At 68.6% G+C, this 23680-nt stretch carries 11 protein-coding genes; 4 read left to right on the forward strand and 7 right to left on the reverse strand.

The features are described 5' to 3' along the window. Positions 1-38 precede the first annotated feature (38 nt). The 7 genes from EV138_RS06285 to sbnA all read right to left on the reverse strand — a co-directional run bounded on the left by EV138_RS06285 (position 39) and on the right by sbnA (position 18743). Complete coding sequence (locus tag EV138_RS06285) at positions 39-1268, reverse strand: MFS transporter (protein ID WP_133977474.1); 1230 nt, start codon at positions 1266-1268, stop codon at positions 39-41. Positions 1269-1561: 293 nt separating this feature from the next. Next, the gene (locus EV138_RS06295) at positions 1562-2494 is read right to left on the reverse strand and encodes an ornithine carbamoyltransferase (protein WP_133977476.1); all 933 of its coding nucleotides are present in this window, start codon (positions 2492-2494) and stop codon (positions 1562-1564) included. 11 nt (positions 2495-2505) lie between these two features. Further along, complete coding sequence (locus EV138_RS06300) at positions 2506-11571, reverse strand: non-ribosomal peptide synthetase (protein ID WP_133977477.1); 9066 nt, start codon at positions 11569-11571, stop codon at positions 2506-2508. Between the two features lie 3 nt (positions 11572-11574). Beyond that, the gene (locus EV138_RS06305; RefSeq protein ID WP_238157982.1) at positions 11575-16494 is read right to left on the reverse strand and encodes a non-ribosomal peptide synthetase; all 4920 of its coding nucleotides are present in this window, start codon (positions 16492-16494) and stop codon (positions 11575-11577) included. Between the two features lie 36 nt (positions 16495-16530). Further along, complete coding sequence (locus EV138_RS06310; protein ID WP_133977478.1) at positions 16531-16740, reverse strand: MbtH family protein; 210 nt, start codon at positions 16738-16740, stop codon at positions 16531-16533. A gap of 12 nt (positions 16741-16752) precedes the next feature. Then, positions 16753-17742, reverse strand: a complete 990-nt coding sequence (sbnB, locus tag EV138_RS06315) for a 2,3-diaminopropionate biosynthesis protein SbnB (RefSeq protein WP_133977479.1) — start codon at positions 17740-17742, stop codon at positions 16753-16755. Next, positions 17739-18743, reverse strand: coding sequence for a 2,3-diaminopropionate biosynthesis protein SbnA (gene sbnA, locus EV138_RS06320; RefSeq protein WP_133977480.1), 1005 nt, complete (start codon positions 18741-18743; stop codon positions 17739-17741). The genes sbnB and sbnA overlap by 4 nt, the downstream gene beginning before the upstream one ends. Positions 18744-18969: 226 nt before the next feature. Here sbnA and EV138_RS06325 point away from each other — a divergent pair, with 226 nt between their 5' ends. The 4 genes from EV138_RS06325 (at position 18970) to EV138_RS06340 (ending at position 23628) form a co-directional block, all read left to right on the forward strand. Beyond that, positions 18970-19254 (forward strand): acyl carrier protein, encoded by a 285-nt coding sequence (locus EV138_RS06325; protein ID WP_133977481.1) that lies wholly within the window; start codon positions 18970-18972, stop codon positions 19252-19254. Beyond that, entirely contained in the window at positions 19254-21008 is a 1755-nt protein-coding gene (locus EV138_RS06330) for an acyl-CoA dehydrogenase family protein (RefSeq protein WP_166678510.1), read from the forward strand. The genes EV138_RS06325 and EV138_RS06330 overlap by 1 nt, the downstream gene beginning before the upstream one ends. A 63-nt stretch (positions 21009-21071) precedes the next feature. Then, positions 21072-22859 carry a fatty acyl-AMP ligase gene (locus EV138_RS06335; RefSeq protein WP_133977483.1) on the forward strand — a complete coding sequence of 596 codons (1788 nt, stop codon included), beginning with the start codon at positions 21072-21074 and terminating at the stop codon, positions 22857-22859. A gap of 1 nt (position 22860) precedes the next feature. Continuing rightward, on the forward strand, positions 22861-23628 hold the full coding sequence (locus EV138_RS06340; protein WP_133977484.1) for a 4'-phosphopantetheinyl transferase family protein: 768 nt from the start codon (positions 22861-22863) through the stop codon (positions 23626-23628). Positions 23629-23680: the final 52 nt, after the last annotated feature.

Here is a 23680-nt window from a genome sequence, read left to right on the forward strand (position 1 = left end):
TCGGCGATGCGGTCCTGGTCGGTAGGGGGCAGCTTTCGCTACAGCTCTGACATCGATAGTTCTTTCTCGGTGGGGGCTGGGGTGGGGTGGTGGCGGTGGGCGGTGATTGCTGCGGTCAGGGCTAGTGCGGCCATGACTACTGCGGATGTCAGGACTGTGGGGGTTGTGCCGAGGGTGCCTAGGAGGAGGCCGGCGGTTAGGGGGCCTAGGGAGTTGGCGCCTGAGGTGACCAGGGAGCTGACGCTGCCGGCTCGGCCTTGCATTTCTTCGGGGGTGATCTGGACCTGGTAGACGCCGCCTACGACGTTCATCAGGCCGCCGGCCCAGCTCATTGCGGCGAAGAGGGCACCCAGGATGAGGGGGCTGCTGGTGAAGGCGATGGTGGGGATCATCAGGAAGCGGAGGAGCAGGGTGCCGACGAAGAGGGTGCTCAGGCTCAGGCGGGACATGAACCATGAAGCGCACAAGGCGCCCAGTAGGCCGCCGATGCCGCTGGCTACTCCGATGATGCCGATCGTCGCCACGGATCGGCCGCTCTCGCGGATGATGAGGACCATCGAGAGGCTGAGGACCTGGGTGATGATGTTGGTGCACGAGATCAGTACCAGGGCGCTGCGGAGGAGCTTCTGGCCGTGCATCCAGCGCAGTCCCTCGGCGAGTTCCTTGGGGACGCTCCGGCGCGCGGTACGGCGTTCCTTCTGGAAAGGGGTGCGGATGGCGAGCAACGTGAGCAGTGAAAACAGATGCCCGAGCACCGTGACGATGAATGGCATCCACGAGGCGAGCGAGAGCAGCCCGGTCGAGATCGGCTGGCCCAGAAGACCGGCGCCCTTGCTGCGCGCCTCGTTCTGGGAAAGGGCTGTCGGCAACTGTTGAGGGTGCACAACAGCTCGTACTGCGGCGCGCTCGCTCAGCTGGTAGCCGATGGCCGCGCTGCCCTCCAGGAAGGCAGCGATCAACAGATGCGGCAGTGACAGTCCACCCATGAACAACGCGGCGAGCACACTGCCGATCGCGACGATGCCGATGACATCGCACGCGATCATCACCTTCTTGCGGTCCAGCCGGTCAACCACCACCCCGGCCGGCAATTGGATCACCAGTTGCGGCAACAGCGCGGCGAACCCGACCAACCCGGCCCGCTCCGGCGATCCCCCGTCGAAGACGACCAGCAGCGGCCAGGCGATCGAGCTGACCCGCATCCCCAGGATCGAGAACGCCGCGCCGGACCAGAGCAACCCGAAATCCTTGTTCTTCCACAAAGCCAAGGGCTCCCCACCCGCACCGCCTCCGGCAGTGGGGGTAGAGGTGGGAGCGCCGGCCCCACCGGCGGGGGCGGGCGCGGAAGCCAGCGCCGGTTTGGCGGGGGCGGGCGCGGAAGCCAGCGCCGGTCTGGCGGGCGCGGCCGCGGAAGCCGGCGCCGGTCTGGCGGGCGCGGACGCGGAAGCCGGCGCCGGTTTGGCTGAGGCGGGCGCGGAAGCCGGCGTCGGTTTGGCTGAGGCGGAGGCCGGCGTCGGTCTGGCTGGGGTGGGGGGCGGGGGTTGTTGGGCGGGTCGGGTGCTCATTCCATGATCCCGCGGCGGCACCAGTCGAGGACTGCCATCGCGCCGTGCATCTTGTTCTCCGCCTGGTCGAAGGCGATGCTCATCGGGCCGTCGAGGATTTCGGCGGTGACCTCTTCGCCGCGGTGGGCCGGCAGGTCGTGGAGGAAGATCGCCTGGGGGTTCTGGTCCCACAGGGCGAGGTTGACCTGGAAGGGGGCGAAGATGTCGCGCCAGTTCGCGTCGGGCTTGGTGGTGCCGGTGGTCTGCCAGCGCGTGGTGTAGATCGCGTCCAGCTCGTCCGGCAGGTCGTCCATGTCGTGGCGCTCGATCACCACAGCTCCACACCGCGCAGCGTGAGCAGCAGCCCGGGCGGCGATCTCGGGATCCAGCCCGTAGCCCGGAGGCGTGCGCAGTTCCAGGTGTACGCCGGCGTAGCGGGTGGCGGCCAGGGCGATCGAAGCAGCCGAGTTGTTGCCCTCCCCGACGTACAGGAGGCGCAGGCCCTCGATCTTGCCGAAGTGGCGTTGCAGGGTGACCAGGTCGGTGACCGCTTGGGTCGGGTGTTCGGCGGAGCTCATCGCGTTGATCACCGACATCCGATCCTGCGACGCCCAGGCCCGCATCTCCACGGGATCACCGGCGGTCCGTGCCACCAGTACGTCGAGCATGCGAGAGAACACCGCACCGGTGTCCTCGCTCGTCTCGCCGGTATTCAGCTGCAGGTCATCGGGGCCGTAGGCAACGATCTGCGCGCCGAGCCGAAGAGCACCCGCGGAGAAGGCGGTTCGGGTCCGGGTCGAGGTCTTGCGGAAGTAGATCCCCGCGATCTGCCCGGCCAGCGGCAGGTCCAGCGCAGCCCGGCCGGAGGAGAAGTCGTCGCCGCGGTTCACCACATGGCGCAGTTCGTCGTCGGTCAGGTCGTCGGTCGAGATCAGGTGTCGGACGGTCATCACAAAGCTCCTTAGGAAGAGGCGAGCCGGGAGGCCAGCCCCTGGGCGAGGTTCTTGCCGGTGGTGGCGTTGGCGAGCAGGACGAAGCCGTGGCCGGGGCCGGTGCGGCAGATGGTGCCGCCGTAGTAGCCGCGCGGTTCGCCGCCGTGGCCGAACTGCACGTCGTCGCCGTTCAGCTCGACGGTCGCGCCGAGGCCGAACGAACCGTCCCCGGACGGCGTCAGCATCTGCCGCGCGATCGCCTGCGACAGCAGGGCACGCGGTCGGCCGAGGTACGACCGGCGGATCTCCAGCGTGAGCGTGGCGATGTCACCGGCCGTGGTCCACAGACCACCCGACGCTGCGTCCGCCCGTACCCGCCAACCGCCTTCCAGCGGTACGCCGTCAGCCAGGTGACCCAAGGCGACAGCGCGCCCGACCGGGAACGACGGGTCGTAGCTGGACCCCGTCATCCCCAGCGGATCGAGCACGAGCCGGCGCATCACCGCCTCGAACGGCGATCCCGTGACGTCCTCGATCACCTGCTGCAGTACGACGAAGTTGGCGCCCGCCTTGACGAACTTCTCCCCCGGCTTGTGCTCACACCGGATCGGCTCGTTGGCCGCGGACCCAGTGCCATTCAGTACGTCGAGCAGCGTCGGCGCCTCGTCGGAAGGCGCCACCCCGCCACCAGGCGACACTGTGAATCCGGACCGATGACCGAGCAGTTGCCGCAGAGTCACCCGCGGACGACCCGGCACTTCCCAGCTGGTCAGGTAGCTGTGGATGTCCTCGTCGAGATCAAGTACCCCGTCGTCGACCAGCTTCAATGCGCCGACCGAGCTCACCAGCTTGCTGACCGAAGCCACGGTGAACAGCGTGTCCCCCGTCACCGCCTCGCCCCCTTCGGACACCGAGCCGAACGCACGCACGGCAACCAGTTCACCGCCTTCCATCAGGGCGACCGCCGCACCCGGCACCTGGAGCTCCTCCATTGCCTGAGGCAACATGTCGACACCGGGTCCGTACCAACTGGCCACCGAAGAGCCCTGCTCGGCCGCAAGCGCGGCATCGACAGCCAGCGCGAGGTGGTCCAGCCGGTCGCTGTCGTAGTACATGAACAGCGACAGCGGCAGGCCCTTCGCCTTGGCCTTCGAGACCGTCTTCACCAGCAGCATCGAGTAGCCGCCGAGGTCGAAGAAGTGGTCGAACCGGCCGACCCGCGGGAGGTCGAGCAGCTTCGCCCAGATCTTCGCGAGGATCCGCTCGGTCTCCGTCTTCGGCGGCACGAAGGCGGGACCCTCCGACGCCTGAGCAGCAGGCTGAGCGGTCAGCCCGGCCCGATCAGCAGCAGGCAGCAGTTCGTACGTGTCCCACCGAGCGTCCGGTGCCTCGACCAGAGCCTCGAGCGCCTTCCGGTACATCCCGGCCAGCTTGTCGGCCGCTACCCGGTCGAGTGCGTGCGTGTTGGAGCGAACAGCCAAGTACCCGGGCCCGGTCGCCACCGACAGCGGGAACTCGGTCGTCCCGCTGGCAACGCTCGCGTCCAGTCCCTCGATCCCGCTCCCGTCGGCTCGAGCCGCCACCGACGAGTAGTCCTGGTAGCTGAAGAACACATCCAGCAACCGGCGCTGCGAACTGAACTCCCGCTGGATCACCGGCATCGGGAAGAACCGGTACGGCCACAGGTCCGCTTCGGCCGCGAACGTCCGCGCCACCAACTCGCGCCAACTTCCAGCAGTACGGCGATGCGGCACCGGCAACATGTTCAGGTGCATGCCGTACACCCGCTCAGCGCCTTCAACCGCCGGCCTGATGTGGCAAGTCAGACCGCTGTGGAACTCAGGGCTGTCCGTCAGCGAGCTGAGCACCGCCAGATGAGCAGCGAAGAACACGCTCTTCAACGACGTCTGCGCCTCGGAAGCGACCGCCCGCAACTTCTGCTCCAGATCGGCGTACGACACCTCGATCCGGTACGCCGTACGCTCGCCGGCCGTGTCTCCCGCCCAGCCGGCCGGGATCGTGAACTTCGGCAGCGCCGCCACCTTCGCCCAGTACGCCCGATCCTCCTCGGACCGCCGTGCCTTGAGCTCGCCGGCGATCGCGTCGGCGAAGCGCACCGGCGGAGCCTTATAAGCCGCTTGCACATCACCGTCACGGAAGCGCAGGTAGTAGTCCAGCAACTCCATCACCAGACCGTGATGACTCCAGCCCTCCAGGATCACGTGGTTCTGAGTGACGGTCGCCTCCCAGCTGTGCTCGTCGATCTTGTGGACGGCCAGCCGCAGCAACGGCGGCACCTCGTGGTCGAAGTGCGTCGCCTGCTCCCTAGCCTTGAAGGATGCGATCGCCTCAGCCTGCGCAGACACAGAGAGACCAGTGAGGTCCTCCACGTGCAACGGAAGCTCTGCAGTCGCATAGACCAGTTGCATCGGCACAGAGAAGTTCTCCAGGTCGACGCCGGTTCGCAGTACCTCGTGGCGCTCCAGCAGCAAAGCCGCCGCCTGACGCAAAGCCTCGACAGACAAGGGCTTCTCGTCGGTGAGCCGGGTCGAGACGACGTTGTGGTAGTTCCGCGGCGTCTCGCTCGACAACAGCTCGACCATCATCCCGGTCTGTGCCTCGGACAGCGGATACGCGTCCACAACCCCCGCGGGAACCAACGCCCTGTCATCCGAGGAGATCAACTCGAACGGCTGGACAGCAGCCTCGGCGACGACAGCCGGGCGCCCGGTGATCTTCTCGGCGAGAGCAGCCACGGTCCGCAGTTCGAAGACATCCCGTACGCCGGCGTCCAGCCCGGCGCGGCGAAGCCCGCCGACAACGGAGACGGCACTGATCGAGTCGCCACCAAGATCGAAGAAGCTGTCGTACGCCCCCACCCGATCGATCCCGAGCGCCTTGCGCCAAACCGCCGCCACCTGCTGCTCCGCCGCCGTCCGCGGAGCCACGAACTGGGCCGGCTCCACGACGAACGAAGGCGCCGGCAACGCAGCCCGATCCAGCTTCCCACTCGCGGTGAGCGGCAACGAAGGCAACTGCACAAGCGCCGCAGGCACCATGTACTCCGGCAGCCAGCCGGCCACGACCTCGCGCAGCTCGTCGAGATCCAGACCCGCACCAGCCGGTACGACGTACGCGACCAGCTTCTTGTCGCCAGGACGGTCCTCCCGGGCGATCACGGTTGCATGCCCCACAGCCGGGTGCCGCAGGATCGTCGTCTCGACCTCGCCGAGCTCGATCCGGTAGCCGTGGATCTTCACCTGGTCGTCGACCCGGGTCGGGCAGCTCAGCGTCCCGTCCGCGTTCCAGGCCGCCAGATCGCCGGTCCGGTACATCCGCTCCCCCGGCGCGCCCCACGGACAGGCGACGAACTTCGCGGCCGAGAGATCCGGACGGTTCAGATAGCCACGGGCGACCTGCGGCCCGGCGACGTACAACTCTCCGACCACGCCGATCGGAGCAGGCTGCAGGTTCGCGTCCAGCACGTAGATCCGCAGGTTCGGCATCGGCCGGCCGATCGTGACCGGCCCGTCGGCCAGCGGATCGCCCGGCGCGAAGGTGATCGCCGTACAGGCGACCGTGGTCTCGGTCGGTCCGTATTCGTTGATCACGGCAACGTTCGGGTTGGCTGTCCGCCAGGCCTGCATGACCTCGCCGAGCAGCGGTTCGCCGCCGGTCATCAACATCCCGCCGGGCGACCAGGTAGCAGACAGCTCGGCCAGCATCGGCAGGTGACTCGGGGTCACCTTGACGAAGGCCGGCTTGGCCATCGGCTCTTCCTCGGTGCCGTCCAGGGCTCCGACGACGACAGTGCCACCGAAAGCCAGCGGTCCCCAGAGGGCGTTCACCGTCAGGTCGAACGAGGCCGACGAATGCAGCAGGGACGACTCCTTGAGTGGCGGGCACTCCTCCGCACACCAGGCCAGGTAGTTCGCGACCTGGCGGTGTTCCAGCACGGCGCCCTTCGGCTTGCCGGTCGAGCCGGACGTGTAGATCACGTAGATCGCGTTCTCGCGCCGGAGCGGGGAGATCCGGTCCGCGTCGGTGATCGGTCCACCCGACTGATCGGCGTACGACGCTGCGTCGGTCAGCAACACCGGTACGTCGCCGACGGGCAGCCGGTCGAGCAAGTTGTCGGCCGTGAGCAGCAGGATCGGAGTCGAGTCGGTGAGGACGTACTCGACCCGGTCGGCCGGGTTCTCCGGGTCGATCGGTACGTAGACACCACCGGCCTTGATGACGGCCAGCAGCGCAACGATCAGCTCGGGCGATCGCGGCAGTGCCACGGCGACGCGAGCCTCCGGGCCGACGCCGCGGGCGACCAGCAGGCGGGCCAGCTTGTTCGCCTGCTCGTCGAGTTCGGCGTACGTCAGTTCGAGCCCGGGTGCGAGCAGCGCGGTCTTGTGCGGGTTCTGGACGACCGAGTTCTCGATCAGTTCGAGCAGGATCGGCGGTTCAGGATCGCCGTCGGGACCGTTGGCGAACTCGCCGAGCACCTGGGCCGCCTCACCGGCGGGCAGGTGGCTCAGCCGGGCATCGCCTTCGGGGTCAGCGGCCATCGCTTCGAGCACCGAGCGGTAGATCCCGGCCAGTCGCTCGGCGTTCTCCAGGCTGATGACGCGCGAGTCGGCGGTCAGGATGATGTAGCCACCGCGAGAAGAGACCGTCAGCGGTACCTCGGTGATGCTCTCGTTCTGCAGGCTCATCCGACGGGCCGCGACGACCGGCATGTCGTCGAGAGACTCGTAGCTCTCGCCGGCGTACGGGTCGACCAGATCGTCGTCGAGCTGACGGAAGTCCTGGTAGTTGAAGAACACGTTGATCAGCCGCCGGCCGGAGTCGCGCTGGATCTGCGGCATCGGGTAGCGGCGATGCGGCCAGAGTTCCAGCTCCCGGGCGAAGGTCTGCTCGACCAGTTCGCGCCAGGTGCGGGCACCCCGCTCGACCGGGAACGGCAGCGTGTTCAGGTACATCCCGTGCACCTTGTCCGCACCGGCGGCCTCGGGTCGCGCGTCGCAGACCAGCCCGGTGGTGAAGCTGGTCTCGGCGCTCAGCAGGCTCATCACCTTGAGGTGCGCGGCCAGCATCACACTCTTCAGCGACGCGTCGGCCTTGGCGGCCAGGGCCCGCAGCCCGTCTTCCAGGTCCATGCTCCGCGCACCGGCGTACAGGGCGGTCGCTTCGCCGGCCTCGCCCCAGCCTACGGGCAGCTCGACCGGGTTGTAGCCGGTCGCAACGTTCAGCCAGTAGGCCTTGTCCTCCGCGGAGGCGACGGATGCCAGCTCACCGGCGATGTAGTCGGCGTACCGGACCTTCGGCACCTCATAGGCCTCGAGCTCCACGCCGTCGCGGATCGCGCGGTAGGTGGTCACGAGCTCCATCAGCAGCGAGTGGTAGCTCCAGCCCTCGGAGACCGCGTGGCACTCGGTGCTGGTCAGCCACCAGCCGTCGGTCTCGGCTGTCGTGTGCACATGGAAGCGCAGCAGCGCGGGCGAAGACAGATCGAACGGGTTGGCGCGCTCCGCGGCTCGGAACGCCCGCAGCGCCTCGTCGCGCTGCTCAACAGTCACGTCACCAAGCGACGTGATCCCGATCGGCATGACGGCTTGGGCGTGGATCAGTTGCAGCGGTCGCGAGTACGAGCTCAGGTCGATCGACGTCCGCAGGTTCTCGTGTCGCTCGACCAGGATCGCGGCTGCTCGCTGCAGCGCGGCGGGCGCGAGCGGCTGGTCGTCGAGGATCCGGTGCGAGGTGGTGTTGTGGTAGTGCGCCTCGTCTTCTCCAGCCAGCATCTCCGCCACCATGCCGGTCTGCGCTTGAGACAACGGATAGGCATCGGTCACCCCCATCGGTAGCCGTTCGCGGTCGTCCGCCGTGATCAGGGCGAAGGGAGCGACGAACGTCTCCTCCTTCGCCGCGCGGCCGGTCAGCTTCTCCGCCAGCGCCGCCACGGTGCGGTACTCGAAGACGTCCCAGACCGCCACGTCCACGCCGGTCTCGCGCAGCGCGCCGACCACCGCGACCGCGCTGAGCGAGTCGCCGCCGAGTTCGAAGAAGCTGGTGTGGACATCGACCTCGGTCAGGCCGAGGACCTTGCCCCAGACCGCGGCCAACTGCTCCTCGGTCGTCGTCCGGGCGACGACCTTCTCGGTCGAAGGCTGGGACGGTGCTCCCGGTGCGGGCAGCGCCCGGAGGTCGGTCTTGCCGTTCTCGGTCAGCGGGATCGCGTCCAGTACGACGAAGGCCGACGGCACCATGTACTCCGGCAGCCACTCCTGCACATGCCCCCGCAACCCGGCCTGGTTCAACTCCACCCCGGCAGCCGGTACGACGTACGCGACGAGCCGCTTGTCGCCGGCCAGCCCGTCGCGGGCGACCACGATCGCCTGGCTGATCCCCGCGTGCCGCTGCAGTGTCGTCTCGATCTCGCCGAGTTCGATCCGGTAGCCGTGGATCTTGACCTGGTTGTCCACCCGGCTCGGGCAGGTCAGCGTGCCGTCGAGGTCCCAGGCCGCCAGGTCGCCGGTGCGGTACATCCGCTCGCCGGGCGCACCCCAGGGACAGGCGACGAACTTCTCCGCGGTCAGGTCGGCACGGTTCAGATACCCGCGCGCGACGCAGTCTCCCGCGACATAGACCTCGCCGACGACCCCGATCGGGGCCGGCCGCAGGAACGCGTCGAGCACGAAGATGCGCGAGTTCGGCATCGGCTTGCCGATGGCCAGTCCGCCCGCGGGCAGCTCGTGATCCGGCTCGATCCGCAACGCGGTACAGCCCACGGTCGTCTCGGTCGGTCCGTACTCGTTGATCACGGTCACGCCGGGATGCTTCGCCCGCCAGGCATCGACCGATTCGCCGGTCAGCGCCTCGCCACCGGTCATCAGGTCGACCGTCGGCGAGAACCCGTCCGGCAGCTCGACCAGGAACGGCAGGTGGCTGGGCGTCACCTTGACGAACGTCGGCGCCACCTCGGGAGCGGGCGCACTGCCGTCGAGCGAACCGATGACCACGTGCCCGCCGAGCACCAGCGGTCCCCACAGAGCGTTCACGGTCAGGTCGAACGACACCGACGAGTGCAGTAGCGAGGAACCCGCCAGACCGTCGTACTCGCGGGCGCACCAGGCGAGATAGCCGGACAGCTGCCGGTGCTCGATCACCACACCCTTGGGCCGGCCGGTCGAACCGGAGGTGTAGATCAGGTACGCCGGGTTGTCGGGGCCGGCCGTCACGCCGAGATCGTCGGTGGACAAGCCGGCGAAGCGGGCCTGGTAGTCGACGGCAACGGTTGGCACGGAAGTTGCCGGGAGCCCCGAAGTCGACGCTCCGGAGACCAGGATCAGTTCGGGATCGGAATCTTCGAGGATGTAGCTGTTCCGATCGGCCGGGTAGTCCGGGTCGATCGGGACGTAGGCGCCACCGGCCTTCAACACCGCCAGTACTGCGACGATCAGGTCGGCGGAGCGCGGCATCGCGACGGCGACCCGCGACTCAGGCCCGACGCCCTCGTCCACCAGGAACCGCGCCAACTGGTTCGCGCGCCCGTTCAGTTCGCCGTACGACAGTCGCGTCCCGCCGTCGACGACCGCAAGCTCATCGGCAGCCTGCCGCGCGACCTGGAGATAGACCGGGTCGGTGATCTCCAACTCACCACCACTACTAGCGAACCCGTCGGTCAACTGCTCGAACTCGACCGCGCCGTACATCTCCAACGCGGACAGCCTCGTCGTCGGTGCCTCGACCGCGGCCGCGAGGAGCCGGACGAAATGTCCGGCCATCCGCTGCACCGTCGACCGGTCGAACAGCGCCGTCGCATACGTCAGTACGCCGTCCAGCGCGCCCTCGGCCGTCTCGGTGAGTTTGAGGTTGAGGTCGAACTTCGCCACGGTGAAGTCGCTCCGGACCGGCTCGACCACGACCTCGCCGAGCGTGAACGCGTCGGGCTGCGCCTGCCGCACGATGAAGGCGACCTGGAACAGCGGAGGCCGGGACATGTCCCGCTCGGGCTGCAACTCGTCCACCAGCTTGGCGAACGGCACGGTCTGGTGGTCGTGCGCGTCCAGCACCCGGGCGCGGGTCTCCTTGACGAGCGACTCGAAGGTCGGATCACCGGTCCAGCGGTTGCGGATCACCAGCGTGTTGATGCCGTAACCGATCAGCTGCTGCAGCTCGGGCCGGGTCCGGCCGGAGACAACGGTGCCGACGGCAACATCCTGTTCACCGGTGTAGCGCGACAGCATCAACTGGTACGCCGTCAGCATCACCACGAACGGCGTGGTGTCGTGCTGACGAGCCAGTTCGCGCACCTTCCCCGCCAGCCCGTCCGGGAGGGCGAACGGAAGATCGGCGCCGGCCTTGCTCCGGACGGCCGGGCGAGGCCGGTCCGACGGCAGGTCGACCGGGCGGATGCCGTCCAGCTGGTCGCGCCACCAGCCGATCTCCTTGGTCAGGTCCTGCGATCGCTGCCAGGCCGCGAAGTCGGCGTACTGAAGCGGCAGTTCGGCCAGCGAGGGAGTGATGCCGGCCGCGTGCGCGCCGTACAGCTCGCTCAGCTCGGCGGACAGCAGCTCTGTCGACCAGGCGTCACCGGCGATGTGGTGGAGTACTACGACCAGCAGGTGATCGTCAGTTGCCGCGCGCAACAGAGTCGCGCGCGCCGGCCATTCGTGCTCGAGATCGAAGCCTGCCGAGGTCTCCAGCGCGACGAGGTCGGTCAGCTTGGCCTCCCGCTCGGCCGCCGGAACATCGCTGACGTCGACCAGGCCGAGCTCGCTCCCACCGGACGAGTCGACGACCTGGACCGGCTCGCCGGCGCGCAACTCGTACCGCGTGCGCAGGATCTCGTGCCGGGCCAGCAGGTCCGACCAGGCAAGGCGCAAAGCGTCGAGGTCGAGCGGTCCGCGCATCCGCAGGGCGGCGGGCAGCAGGTACTCCGAGCTGTCGGTGTCCAGTCGGTTCAGGAACCACATCTGCTGCTGACCGAACGACAGCGGCAGCGGCTTGTCCCGGTCCGCACGGGCGATCGTGGAGCGGTTGCCTCCCCGCCCGCCGGCCAGCCGGCGGCGGAGCAGTTCTTCGCGGGCGTCAGCGGTGCTCATCGCCTAGTTCTCCTCAGAAGTTGATGCGAGTACTTCGGTGTCGGACAGGGCCTCGATCTCGGCCCGGATCCGGTCCTCGACGGCCGTCGCCAGTTCGGCGACGGTGGGCCCTTCGAAGACGGCCCGGACCGGCAGGTCGATCTCGAACGCGTTCTGGAGCTTGGCGATCAACCGGATGGCGAGGATCGAGTTGCCACCGCTGCGGAAGAAGTTCTCGCGGATGCCGACCTCGCGGTCCAGCAGTTCCGCCCAGATCTCGGCGATCCGTTCTTCGACGACGGTGCCCGGCAGTTCCAGCTCGCCGGTCGCGGTGTCCTCCGGGATCGGCAGGGCGGCGCGGTCTACCTTGCCGTTCGCGTTCAGCGGCAGTTTGTCGAGCGCAACGAAAGCGGTCGGCACGAGGTAGTCCGGCAGCGAACGGGCCGCGTGGGCAGCCAGGTCGTCCTCGGCGGCCGTGCCCACGTAGTACGCGACGAGTCGCAGGTCGCCGGGCTTGTCCTCCCGGGCGATCACCAGGACATCGGTGACCTCGGCATGCGCGGCCAGGACGATTTGGATCTCCTCGGGTTCGATCCGGTAGCCGCGGATCTTCACCTGGTGGTCGGTCCGGCCCAGGAACTCGACGTTGCCGTCGGGCCGGCGTCGTACCAGGTCGCCGGTGCGATAGAGCCGGCCGTACGGGCTCTCCAGGAACCGCTCGGCGGTCAGCTCCGGGCGGTTGACGTAGCCGGTGGCCACACCAACACCGCCGACGTAAAGCTCTCCTACGACGCCGACGGGCACTGGCTGCTGGTCGGAATCAAGGACGTACATCGCCATGTTCGGCAGCGGCAACCCGATCGGCAGGACATCGGACTTGTCGTCCGCCGGCACCGGATAGATCGACGTACCGACAGACGCTTCGGTCGGTCCGTACTCGTTGATCACCCGGACATCCGGTGCCAAGGCCCGCCAGGCCTCCAGCGCGCGACGGGTGAACGGCTCACCGGCCACCACCAGCACCTCGGCCAGCCCCTGCGCCTGCTCCGCCGTCAGCTGTGCCGACAGGATCTCCAGGTGCGACGGCGTCAGCTTCACGAAGCTGTACGGCGCGTGCTCGGTCATCGCCTTGCCGAGGTCGCCCAGGTCGAGGTCGGCCGGCATCATGTGCACGGTCTGCCCGGCCAGCAGCGGCGCCCAGAGGTTCGGTACGCCGAGGTCGAAGGCGACCGACGAGAACACCGGAGCACCACCCGTTCCAGCACCGGCCAGCTCTCGCGCCGCCCAGTCCAGGTGGTTCACGAGACCTCGGTGCGGAACCTCCACACCCTTCGGCTTGCCGGTCGATCCGGATGTGTAGATGACGTACGCCGCGGAGTCCAGGTCGGCCTCGATCTCCAGCGGCTCACTCGACCGGGCCGCGATCAGGTCCGCGTCCTGGTCAACCAGTACTACGTTGCTCCCGGCGACGTCGACGTACCGAGCTTGCGTGATCGTCGTGTGAACGGCCGCATCCTCTTGCAGGTAAGCGATCCGGTCCGCCGGAGTGGACGGGTCGATCGGCAGGTAAGCCGCGCCCGCCTTCCATGCACCCAACATCGAGGCCAGCAGCAACGGTCCACGATCGAGCAGAACGGCTACGACATCACCCGGCTCGACGCCACGAGCGGCGAGGTGGTGCGCGACCCGGTTGGCGTTCCGGTCCAGGCACTTGTACGACTTGCCGCCCGTCTCGCTGGTGACCGCGATCGCGTCCGGCGTCTGGGCTGCTTGAGCCTCGAAGCGCTGCGCGGTGGTCAGCGCGGGAACCTCGACAGCGGTCTCGTTCCAACCGACGATGAGCTGGTGACGATCAGCCGCTGACAGCAGGTCGACCGCGCCGAGGGCGGTGGTCGGTGCGGCGGCGAAGCTTTCGAGCAGCTGCACGAAGGCCTCGGTGATCCGCTCGATCGTGCGGCGGTCGAACAGCGCCGTCGCGTATTCCATTGCGCCGAGCAACGATCCGTCCGCCAGCTTGCGCATGTTCAGGGTCAGGTCGGTCTTCGCCACCTGCAGCGAAGCCTCGACCGTGGCGAGGTCCGCCTCGTCGCCCTCGGCACCGGAGAAGCCTTCGCCATGGAAGTCGAACGCTGCCTGGTAGAGCGGCGTACGGGACAGGTCGCGGTCCGGGGCCAGTTCGTCGACAAGCCGGTCGAAGGGCAGGCCCGCGTGGGCGAACGCGTCCTCACAAGCGGCCCGGACAAGTTCCAGCGAGGCGTCGAAGGTCAGGTCGGCGGCCAGCTTGCAGCGCAGTACGACCGTGTTCAGGAAGAAGCCGACCAGGCTTTCCAGCTGACCGAGGTCGCGACCGGCGACCGGCGCGCCGACGGTCACGTCCCAGGTCCCGCTGAAGCGCGCGAGCACGGTGGCGTACGCGGTCAGCAGGGTGCTGAACGGAGTACAGCCGTGCTTGCGGCCGAGCGCGTCGAGGGCGGTCGCCAGTTCGGCAGGGATCGTAAAGGTGACCATCGCGCCGTGCGGGTCGCGGGTCAGCGGCCGGCTGTGGTCGGTCGGCAGGTCGAGCGGGACGACTCCGTCGAGGGTGGCGCGCCAGTGGTCGAGCTCTTGCGCGACCACCTCTTCGGTCAGGGTGCGATGCTGCCAAGCGGCGTAGTCGGCGTACTGGAACTCCAGCGGCTCGAGGGTCTTGCCTTCCAGCAGCGCGGCGAAGTCGCGGGCGAGCACAGAGGCGGACCAGCCGTCGGTGGCGATGTGGTGGATCGCGAGCGTGAGCAGGTGTTCGCGGGGCGACCGGGTCAGCAGCGCCCGGAGTACGGGACCGTTGACCAGGTCGAAGCCGGTGCTGAACTCCTCTGTGAGGACCGCCGCCAGCTCGTCGGACTCGATGTCCAGGACCCGAAGGTCGACGGGGGCCGGCGCCTCGATGACCTGGGTGGGCTCGCCGTCGACCACCTGATAGCGGGTGCGGAGGGTCTCGTGCCGCGCGACCAATGCGTCCACGGCCTTCTGCACAGCGACGAAGGGAGTGTCCGCGGGGACTCGCAGGAACGTGGGGGCGACCCACTCGCTGCTCCCGGTCTCCAACTGCTCCATGAACCACAGGCGACGCTGGCTCGCCGACAGCGGCAACGCACCGGTCCGCGGTACGGCGGTGAGCCGGCTGCCGTCGTCCATCACTGCGGAGATCAGCTTCGCCTGGGCTTCGACAGTCGTTGCCCGGAGCAACCCTCGGAGCTGGATCTCGCCGCCGGCGGTCGACCGGAGCTGGTTGGCCAGCCGGGTCAGGGTCAGCGAAGTGCCGCCGAGTTCGAAGAAGCTGTCGTGGACGCTGATCTGCTCGACACCGAGCAACTGCCGCCAAACGTCCGCGACCAACTGCTCGGCCGTCGTCCGCGGGGCGACGTACTCGCGGCCGGCGCGGCTGAACGGGTCAGGCAGCGCGTTCTTGTCGACCTTGCCGTTGGGCGTCAGCGGGAACTCGTCCACGGCCACGAAGACGCTCGGCACATGGGTCTCGGGGAGCCGGTCCAGCAGGTGGTTGCGCAGACCGTCGGTGTTGACCGCCTTCACATAGCCGATCAGCTGGGTACTGCCGTCCGCCTTGGCCTTCGCGGTGACCACAGCGCCGGCGACGTTGTGGTGGGCCGTCAGGGCGGCCTCGATCTCACCCGGCTCCAGCCGGACGCCGTTGATCTTGACCTGGTCGTCGGTCCGGCCGACGTACTCCAGGTTGCCGTCCTCGCGCCAGCGAACCAGGTCGCCGGTGCGGTAGAGACGCCAGCCGTCCTTGCCGTACGGGTCCGGCACGAACCGGTCAGCGGTCAGGTCGGGGCGGTTCAGATAGCCGCGGGCCACGCCGACGCCACCGGCGTACAGCTCACCGACGGCACCGACGGCAGCGGGTGAACCGCTGACCGGGTCGAGGACCAGGACCCGCATTCCCTTGATCGGGCGGCCGATCGGCACCGGGCCGGTCTTCTGCTCCGGGTCGAAGCGGAAGGCGGTCACGTCGATCGAGCACTCGGTCGGGCCGTAAGTGTTCCACAGTTCGACGTCGGTGCACTTCAGCAACCGCTGTGCCAGTTCGGCATGCAACGGTTCGCCCGCGCAGGACACGAGTCGCAGCGAACCGGTCGCATCCCAACCGGCCTCGTCCACCAGCAACCGCAGTACGGACGGCACCACCTGGAGCACCGTGATCCGCTCCCGGGTGACGGCCTCCAGCAGCGCCTTGGGGTCGCTCTCGGAACCGGCCGGTGCCAGAACGACCGTGCCGCCGCTGACGAGCGGGCCGAAGAACTCCCAGACCATGGCGTCAAAAGTGATCCGGGTCTTCTGCAGGATCCGGTCGGTCGAGGTCAGCGACTGCGCGTCGACGGCCCAGCGAACCCGGTTCCCGATCCCGGCGTGCGTGACCGCGACACCCTTGGGCTGACCGGTCGATCCGGAGGTGTACATCACGTACGCGAGCCCGTCCGGATCCAGCGTCCGGGCGGGCTCGATCGGCCGAACCGCGATCGCGGTGACCAGCCGGGACGGCAAGATCACCCGCGCGCCGGTGCTTTCGATCGCCTCGGTGAGGTGGTGCTCGGCCAGCACCACCTCGGCGCCGGTGTCGTTCAGCAGCCACCGCATCCGGGCCGCCGGGTAGGCCGGGTCGATGGTCACGAAGCCGGCTCCGGTACGCCAGACCGCGAGCAGTGCGACCACCAGGTCGATGCCGCGCTCCAGTGCGATTCCGACCACGGCTTCCGGGCCGGCGCCTTCCTCCAGCAGCAGGTGGGCGAGCCGGCCGGCCCGCTGGTCGAGCTCGGCGTAGCTGAGTTCACGCTCCCCCTCGACGACGGCCGTCGCGGCCGGCGAACTCGCCGCCTGCTGGGCCACCAGGGCGGGGATGCCGGTGAATGCGGCGATCAAAGGGTTCTCGGTGGTCTGCACACTCATGGCAGTCGTCTCCTGGCGGAAGTCTCGAGCGGGAAGTCAGGCGGTGGTGGCGAGCCGGCGGCGCAGGCTCACCGGACGCAGGTCGGTCCAGGTCGCACCGATGTGCGCCAGGCAGGCGGTCCGGTCGCCCTCGAAGCCGGCCGGTCGCCAGCCCTTCGGCAGCGGGCGATCGGCGAGCACGAGCGAGTACTGCTCCTCGTCGTTGCGGACCACCCGGTAGGAGCGGTCATCAGTTGCTTCAGGCATCTTTCGTGCTCCTCAGGCAGGAATGAAGTTCTCGAAGGTGGCGCCGAGCCCGCAGCGTTCCGCCTCGGTCCGGACGTAGTCGGCCAGCGCCATGTCCAGCACGCCGAGACCGAACGGCGAGTAGACGACGAGCTCGTCCGGGTCGCGGTCGAGGGTCGCCGTACCGCGGAGCAGGGCGCCGATGGGCGCGTCGATGAAGGCGCGGCCGCCGGTCTGCTGCTCGGCCAGGTAGAGCGAAGTGCCTTCCCGGCAGACATGGTCGGCGTCGTCGACAATGTTGCGCGCGGCAACGATCGCGTCGGCGTACAGGTCACGCAGCGACAGGTGCAGTACGACGGTGCCTGGTTGGCACGCGTCCAGGCCGGTGTGCGGCTCGATGGCCGTGGTGGCGAAGGAGATCAGCTTCTGCGCTGCCAGTGCATCGTCGATCGTGTCCGCCTGGGAGGCCTTGACGGGCTTGATCTCCTGGCACTTCCCGGCGAAGCTCGCGGCTCGCTCGGCGTCGGTGTCGAAGACGGTGATCTCCTCGATCGAGGGCAGCGCCACGGTGAGGAAGCGGAACACTTCCAGGTTGATGACACCGGTCCCGATCAGCGTGACCCCGGTCGGCGGATCACCCGCGGTCAACTGCTGCGCCGCGACGGCCGCGCTGGCGGCGGTCCGGCGGGCGGAGATCTGGGAGCCCTCGATCAGTGCCTCCGGATGGCCGTTCTGCAGCGAGTTCAGCAAGATCGCGGCACTGGCGCGCTGCAGGCCCTTCTCGACGTTGCCCGGGAAGGACGCGATCCACTTCATCCCGGCGACCGGCCGGTCGCCGCCGGCGAAGGCGGGCAGCCCGATGATCCGGTTGCGGTTGTCGCCGGGGAAGCGCAGGAAGACCGAGTGCGGTACGGCGGACCGCCCCTCGTCGTGCAGCCGGTACGCCGCGGCGACCACGTCGAGGGTCTGCTGCTCGTGACCGGACAAGATCTCGTGGACGTCCGAATGACCGAGGATGATCATGCGGGAACGCTCATCTCAAAAGGTTCCTTCCAAAGATGGGAGACCTCGCCGAAGTTCCGGCGGACCCAGGTGTCGGAGTAGACGGTGTCGACGTAGCGGTCGCCGCCGTCGGGGAAGATCAGCACGCAGTTCGACCCGGACGGGACCCGGTCGGAGACCTTCTCCAGCGCGGCCACGGTCGCCCCCGACGAGCCGCCGCCGAGGATCGCCTCGGTCATCAGCAGCCGGCGGCAGGAGACGACGGCCTCCAGGTCGGAGATGTGCACCACCTCGTCGACCATCGAGTTGTCGGCCAGCGGCGGCCGGACCGAGGCACCATGGCCGGGCAGCAGCCGCGCCGCGGCCGGCTGGCCGAAGATCACGCTGCCCACCGCGTCGACGCCGACCACCGTGGTCGGCAGACCGGCCCGGCGGATGTGGTCGGCACAGCCGCGCAGCGTGCCGAAGGTGCTCACCGAGGCGAACAGGTAGTCGACCTTGCCGGCCAGCGCCTCCTCGATCTCGCGCATCGTCTCGTGGTGCGCGCGGGGATTCATCGGGTTGGCGTACTGGTTCGGCCAGTACGCGTTCGGGACGGTCGCGGCCAGCTCGCGGACCCGCCGCAGCCGGGCGGCGAGCAGGCCGCCGGCCGGATCGGGCTCGGTGACCACCTCCACCTCGACCTTGAACGCGTCCAGGATCGCGAGATTGCGCTCCGTCGTGTTCCGGTCGACCACGCAGACGAAGCGCAGCCCGAAGTACCGGCAGATCTGGGCCAGACCGATGGCGAGGTTGCCCGAACTCGACTCCACCACCACCGACCGCCCCGGCACCAGCTCACCCGACTGCAGCGCGGCCCGGATCATGCTGTACGCCGTCCGGTCCTTGATGCTGCCGCTGGGGTTGAACCGTTCCATCTTCGCGAAAACGCGGGAGCCGAAACCGGGGATCAGGTTCCCCAGCTCCACCAGAGGCGTGTCACCGATGCTGTCGAGAATGCTCGGCACAACTTTTCGCGTCATCTTTGTCACCACCAACCTCACTGCTTCGCCGGTGACCGCCAAACGGCGGCCGTTCAGGGGACTCACGAACTCCCCTGAAGACTCACCGGCAGCGCCATACCGGCCCTATATGGGCAAGGCGCCGCGTGCTATCGGCGGAATATAGGCGCGCTCTGAACAGTGGGCGGTGTCGGTGACCTGTGGGTGCCGGCTTCTTCCGAGAAAGCACGCAAAGGAGCGAGACGCTATGTCACAGCTAGATGAGACCCCGGTGCTGAACCGGGTGGTCACCGCCGGCGAGGTCACCGACTTCCTCCGCGGCCGGGTGGCGCGGATGATCGGCGTGACGCCGGACGAGGTGGACGCGGCCGCGCCGCTGGCCTCGATCGGTGTCGACTCGGTGCACGCGATGGAACTGGTCGCCGAGCTCGAGGAATGGCTGGGGACGCACGTACCGGACCACCTGGCCTGGTCCTACCCGACCATCGCGCTGATCTCCGAGCAGCTGGCGAGCGCCGAGAGCCTCGCCTGATGTCCACCGCGACCCACCCGGAGGTGAGAGCGGGCCGCAGTTCGGTGCACGAGACTGTCGAGGACTTCGAGGAGTTCCTCGGCGACCCGCGCGACCCGGGCTCGCGGATCACCTTCGCGGAGCAGATGGAGTACGACGAACGCGAGGAGAAGGCCGTCCCCGCTTTCGACGCGCTGGCGGAGTGGGGTTATCCGCTGCACTACGTGCCCGCCGCCGAGGGTGGCCGGTTCCACGACATGGAGCGGATGTTCGGGTTGATCCGGTCGCTGGCACGCCGCGACATGACCCCCGCGCTCAGCTCCGGCGCGACCTTCCTCGGCGCGATGCCGGTCTGGGGCTGGGGTGACGCCGCCCAGCGCGCCCGGGTCGCCGAACTGATCAAGGCCGGTGCGTTCGGTGCGTTCGGGTTGTCCGAGGCCGATCACGGCTGCGACGTCGTGGCCGGCGAGGTGCTCGCCGAGGGCGGCGACGAAGCCGGCTACCTGCTGACCGGCACGAAATGGCCGATCGGCAACGGCATCCGCAGTACGTTCGCCACCATCTTCGCCCGCACCGGCCCCGCCGGGCCGCGCGGCTTCTCCGCCTTCCTGGTGGACAAGGAGAAACTCGACCCGTTGCACTGGGCAACCGAACCGCGGGTGAAGACGCTCGGCCTGCGTGGCGCGGACGTCTCCGGGATCACCTTGGAGGACTGCCCCGTCCCGGCCGACGCGGTGATCGGCAGCCGTGGCCGCGGGATGGAAGAAGCGATCAAGACCCTGCAGATCAGCCGGACCCTGGTCACGGCGATGTCGATGGGCGTCGCGGACACCGGCCTGCGGACCACGCTCGACCACATCCGCAGCCGCCGCCTCTACGGCCGGACCGTGCACGAGATCCAGGTGATCCGCGAGCAGGTCCTGGCGGCGTACGTCGATCTGCTGGTCGCCGAATGCACCACGGCCGCCACGGCACGGGCCATCTCGGTGATGCCGGAGCGGCTCAGTCTGTGGTCCTCGGTCACGAAGTACCTGGTCCCCGGCCTGATCGACGAGGTGCTCGGCAGTCTCGGTTCGGTGCTCGCGGCACGGCATTTCATGCGCGAGGGCGTGAACGACGGCATCTTCCAGAAGATGCTGCGGGACAACCGCATCGTCAGCATCTTCGAGGGAACCAGTCATGTCCATCAGCACGTGGTGGCCAGTCAACTGCCTTCGCTGTTGCTGCGGCCGGAGTACGACCTGAACACCGAGGCGCTGCTGCAGGATCTCTACGACCACGAGTACGAACCGGCCGAGTGGGATCTGCGGTTCGACCGGTTCAAGCTGACCAACGGCGGCCTCGACGAGATCACCCAGAGCCTGCCGGACGTCGTCGCGGCGATCCCCGCAGAGTACGCGACGTTGAAGCAGGTCGCGGCAGAAGTCCTTGCTGTGCAGGAGAAACTGCAGCAGGGCATCCGGCAGTTGGTGAAGCAGGGCAACGACCTGCACTCGAATGCCCGCGGCTTCACGCTGGCGCGACAGCACTGCCTGGTGCATGCGGCGGCGGCTTGTCTGCACACCTGGAACGCCAACGCCGGTCGCGGCGGCTTCGTCGGCCGGCCGGAATGGGTCGTGCTGGCGCTGCAGCGGATCCTCACCCGGCTGATCCCCGACCAGCAACTCGATCCGGACAGCCTCGTCGTCGTCGAGGCCGAGATGCTCAGCAGCTGGGAGGACGAGCGGTTGTTCTCGCTGGTCCCGCTCCGGCTCGGCGGTACCGGAACCGACTGACGTCCCCTCGACCCCCATGGCCACGGCCGCCCCGCCGATGGCCGGCGGACAGGAAGGAAACCCATGCAGCACGACAACCTCTTCGGCTCGACCCGCGAGTACGCGCAGACCATCGGCGATCAGAACGCGATCGTCTTCCTGCCGGACGGCCCGGGATCGGCGGTACGGACCGAGCTCAGCTACGCCGGGCTCGACCTGCGGTCCCGGCGACTGGCCTCCTGGCTGCAGGAGCATCGCACCGCGGGCGACCGGGTGCTGCTCCTCTATCCGCCCGGCGCCGCCTTCGTGACGGCCTTCTTCGGTTGCCTCTACGCCGGGATGATCCCGGTGCCCGCACCGCTGCCCGCCGGTGACGGCAAGGGCAAGGTCGACCGGCTCCGTACGATCGTCAACGCGGCCGGCTGCTCGGTGCTCTTCACCGACCACGCCAACCTGGCCGACCTGCAGGAGCAGCTCGCCGAACTGATCGACAACGACATCCTCTGCGCCGCCACCGACGCCGACGACCTCGGCGATGCCGACAGCTGGCGCGAACCGGTGATCCGCCCGGAAACCCTTGCACTGCTGCAGTTCACGTCGGGCTCGACCAGCGAGCCGCGCGGCGTGATGGTGTCGCACGGGAGTCTGTGGCACAACCTCGGCCTGATCAAGCAGACCTTCGGGCTGCCGACCGGCGCCAAGGTCGCGTCCTGGCTGCCGCACTACCACGACATGGGCCTGATCGGCGGATCGCTGTCCTCGATCTTCCTCGGCGGCACGCTGTCGCTGATGTCGCCGATGAGCTTCCTGCGCGATCCGTACCGCTGGCTCGACCTGATCGACTCCGAGGGCATCGACATCAGCCCCGCGCCGAACTTCGCCTACGACCTGTGCGTACGCCGGATCAAGCCGGCCCAGGTCGAGCAGCTGGACCTCAGTCGCTGGCGGCACGCCCTCAACGGAGCCGAGCCGGTCGACCCCGCCACCTTGAAGCGCTTCGAGCTGCACTTCGCGGCAGCCGGCCTGAAGCCGGAGACCATCCGGCCCTGTTACGGCATGGCCGAGGTCGGGCTGCTGGTCACCGGCACCGACGAGAACCGGCGGCCGAAGCCGGTCCGGGTCGACGCCGCCGACATCGAGCGTCGCCGGTTCACTCCGACCGACGACCTGGCCGCGGGCCGCGAGCTGATCAGCAGCGGCCCGGTGCCGACCGGATTCGACCTGCGGATCGTCGACCCGGACTCCCGGACGCCGTTGGAGGACGGCCGGATCGGCGAGATCTGGCTGGCCGGCCCGAGTGTTGCCCTCGGCTACTGGGGCAAGCCGGACGAGAGCGCGGCCGTCTTCGACGCCTACACCAGCGACGACGAAGGCCCCTATCTGCGCACCGGTGACCTCGGCGTCTGCCACGACGGCGATCTCTACATCACCGGCCGGATCAAGGAGCTCATCATCGTCAACGGCCGCAACATCTACCCGCAGGACCTCGAGCGCAGACTCGGTCTGCTGCACCCGGCCCTGGCCGAGGGGGCCAGCGCCGCGTTCGGCGTACCGGGTGACGGGGCCGAGCGGATCATCGTCGTGCAGGAGATCCGGACCGCCGGAGCCGCCGCGCCGACCGAGTTGCAGCAGCTCGCCGACCTGGTGAAGTCCGAGCTCTCGGCGTACGCCGGCAGTCCGGTAGCCAACGTCTGTTTCGTCAAGCGGGGCGGCGTTCTGCGCACCACCAGCGGCAAGGTCCGCCGGACCAGCATGCGCGAGCTGTTCGTCACCGACGGACTGCAGCCGCACTTCGAGGACCTCGAGCCGTCGATCAAGAAGTTGCATCGGGCAACGAAACCGCTGGAGGCACTCGCCGGGGCCGGAGTCTGACATGACCGTGGATGCCCAGGGGTTCCCCCCACCGCCGACAAGCGGTGCGGTGCACCTGTTCCGGGGGCGGGCCCCGACCGAGCCGGCGGCGGCGGATCTCGCGATCCTGGACGCCGCGGAGCTGGAGCGGTTCGCCCGGATGGTGCCGTCGGCCGGCGCGCAGTTCGCCGGCTCACGCGCCGCCGTACGCCGGATCCTGGCCGGCTATGTCCGGGAGACTCCGGGCCGGCTGGGATTCGGGCGACGGAGCTGTCCGGGTTGCGGCAGCCCGGATCACGGTCCGCCACAGCTGATCAGGCCGGCCACCAGGCTGGCCTTCAGCCTGTCGAGGTCCGACTACGACTGGCTGCTCGCGGTCACCGCGGACCGGTTGGTGGGAGTCGACATCGAAGGTGCCGCCGCGGTCGACTTCGAGCGGGTGGCCCCGATGGTGATGACGCCTGCCGAGCTGGCAGCGCTACGTGCCGAGCCTGAGGAGCAGGCCCGGAAGGCCGTGTTCCTGCGCTGCTGGACGCGGAAGGAGGCCGTTTTGAAGGCCAGTGGGATCGGCCTGATGGCGCCCCTGCGCGAGATCGATGTCCTGCCTGCGTCCAGCGGACTGGTCACGGTGTCGCACGAAGCGATCGTCGGCGCTGCGTCCTGGTCGGTTCAGGACCTCCCTGCCGGGTCCCGATGCGTGGCCGCGCTGGCTGTCCAAGCAGGCCTGCCAGCCGTCGAGATCAGTTGGCCGGCAGTCGATTGGCAGCAACTTGCAGCCGTCGTTTCATGACAATTCAAAACCGGCCACCGCGGTGACGAAGTCGTCAATACTCACTGAGAAG

The sequence above is a fragment of the Kribbella voronezhensis genome (genome assembly GCF_004365175.1).
Classification (GTDB): domain Bacteria; phylum Actinomycetota; class Actinomycetes; order Propionibacteriales; family Kribbellaceae; genus Kribbella; species Kribbella voronezhensis.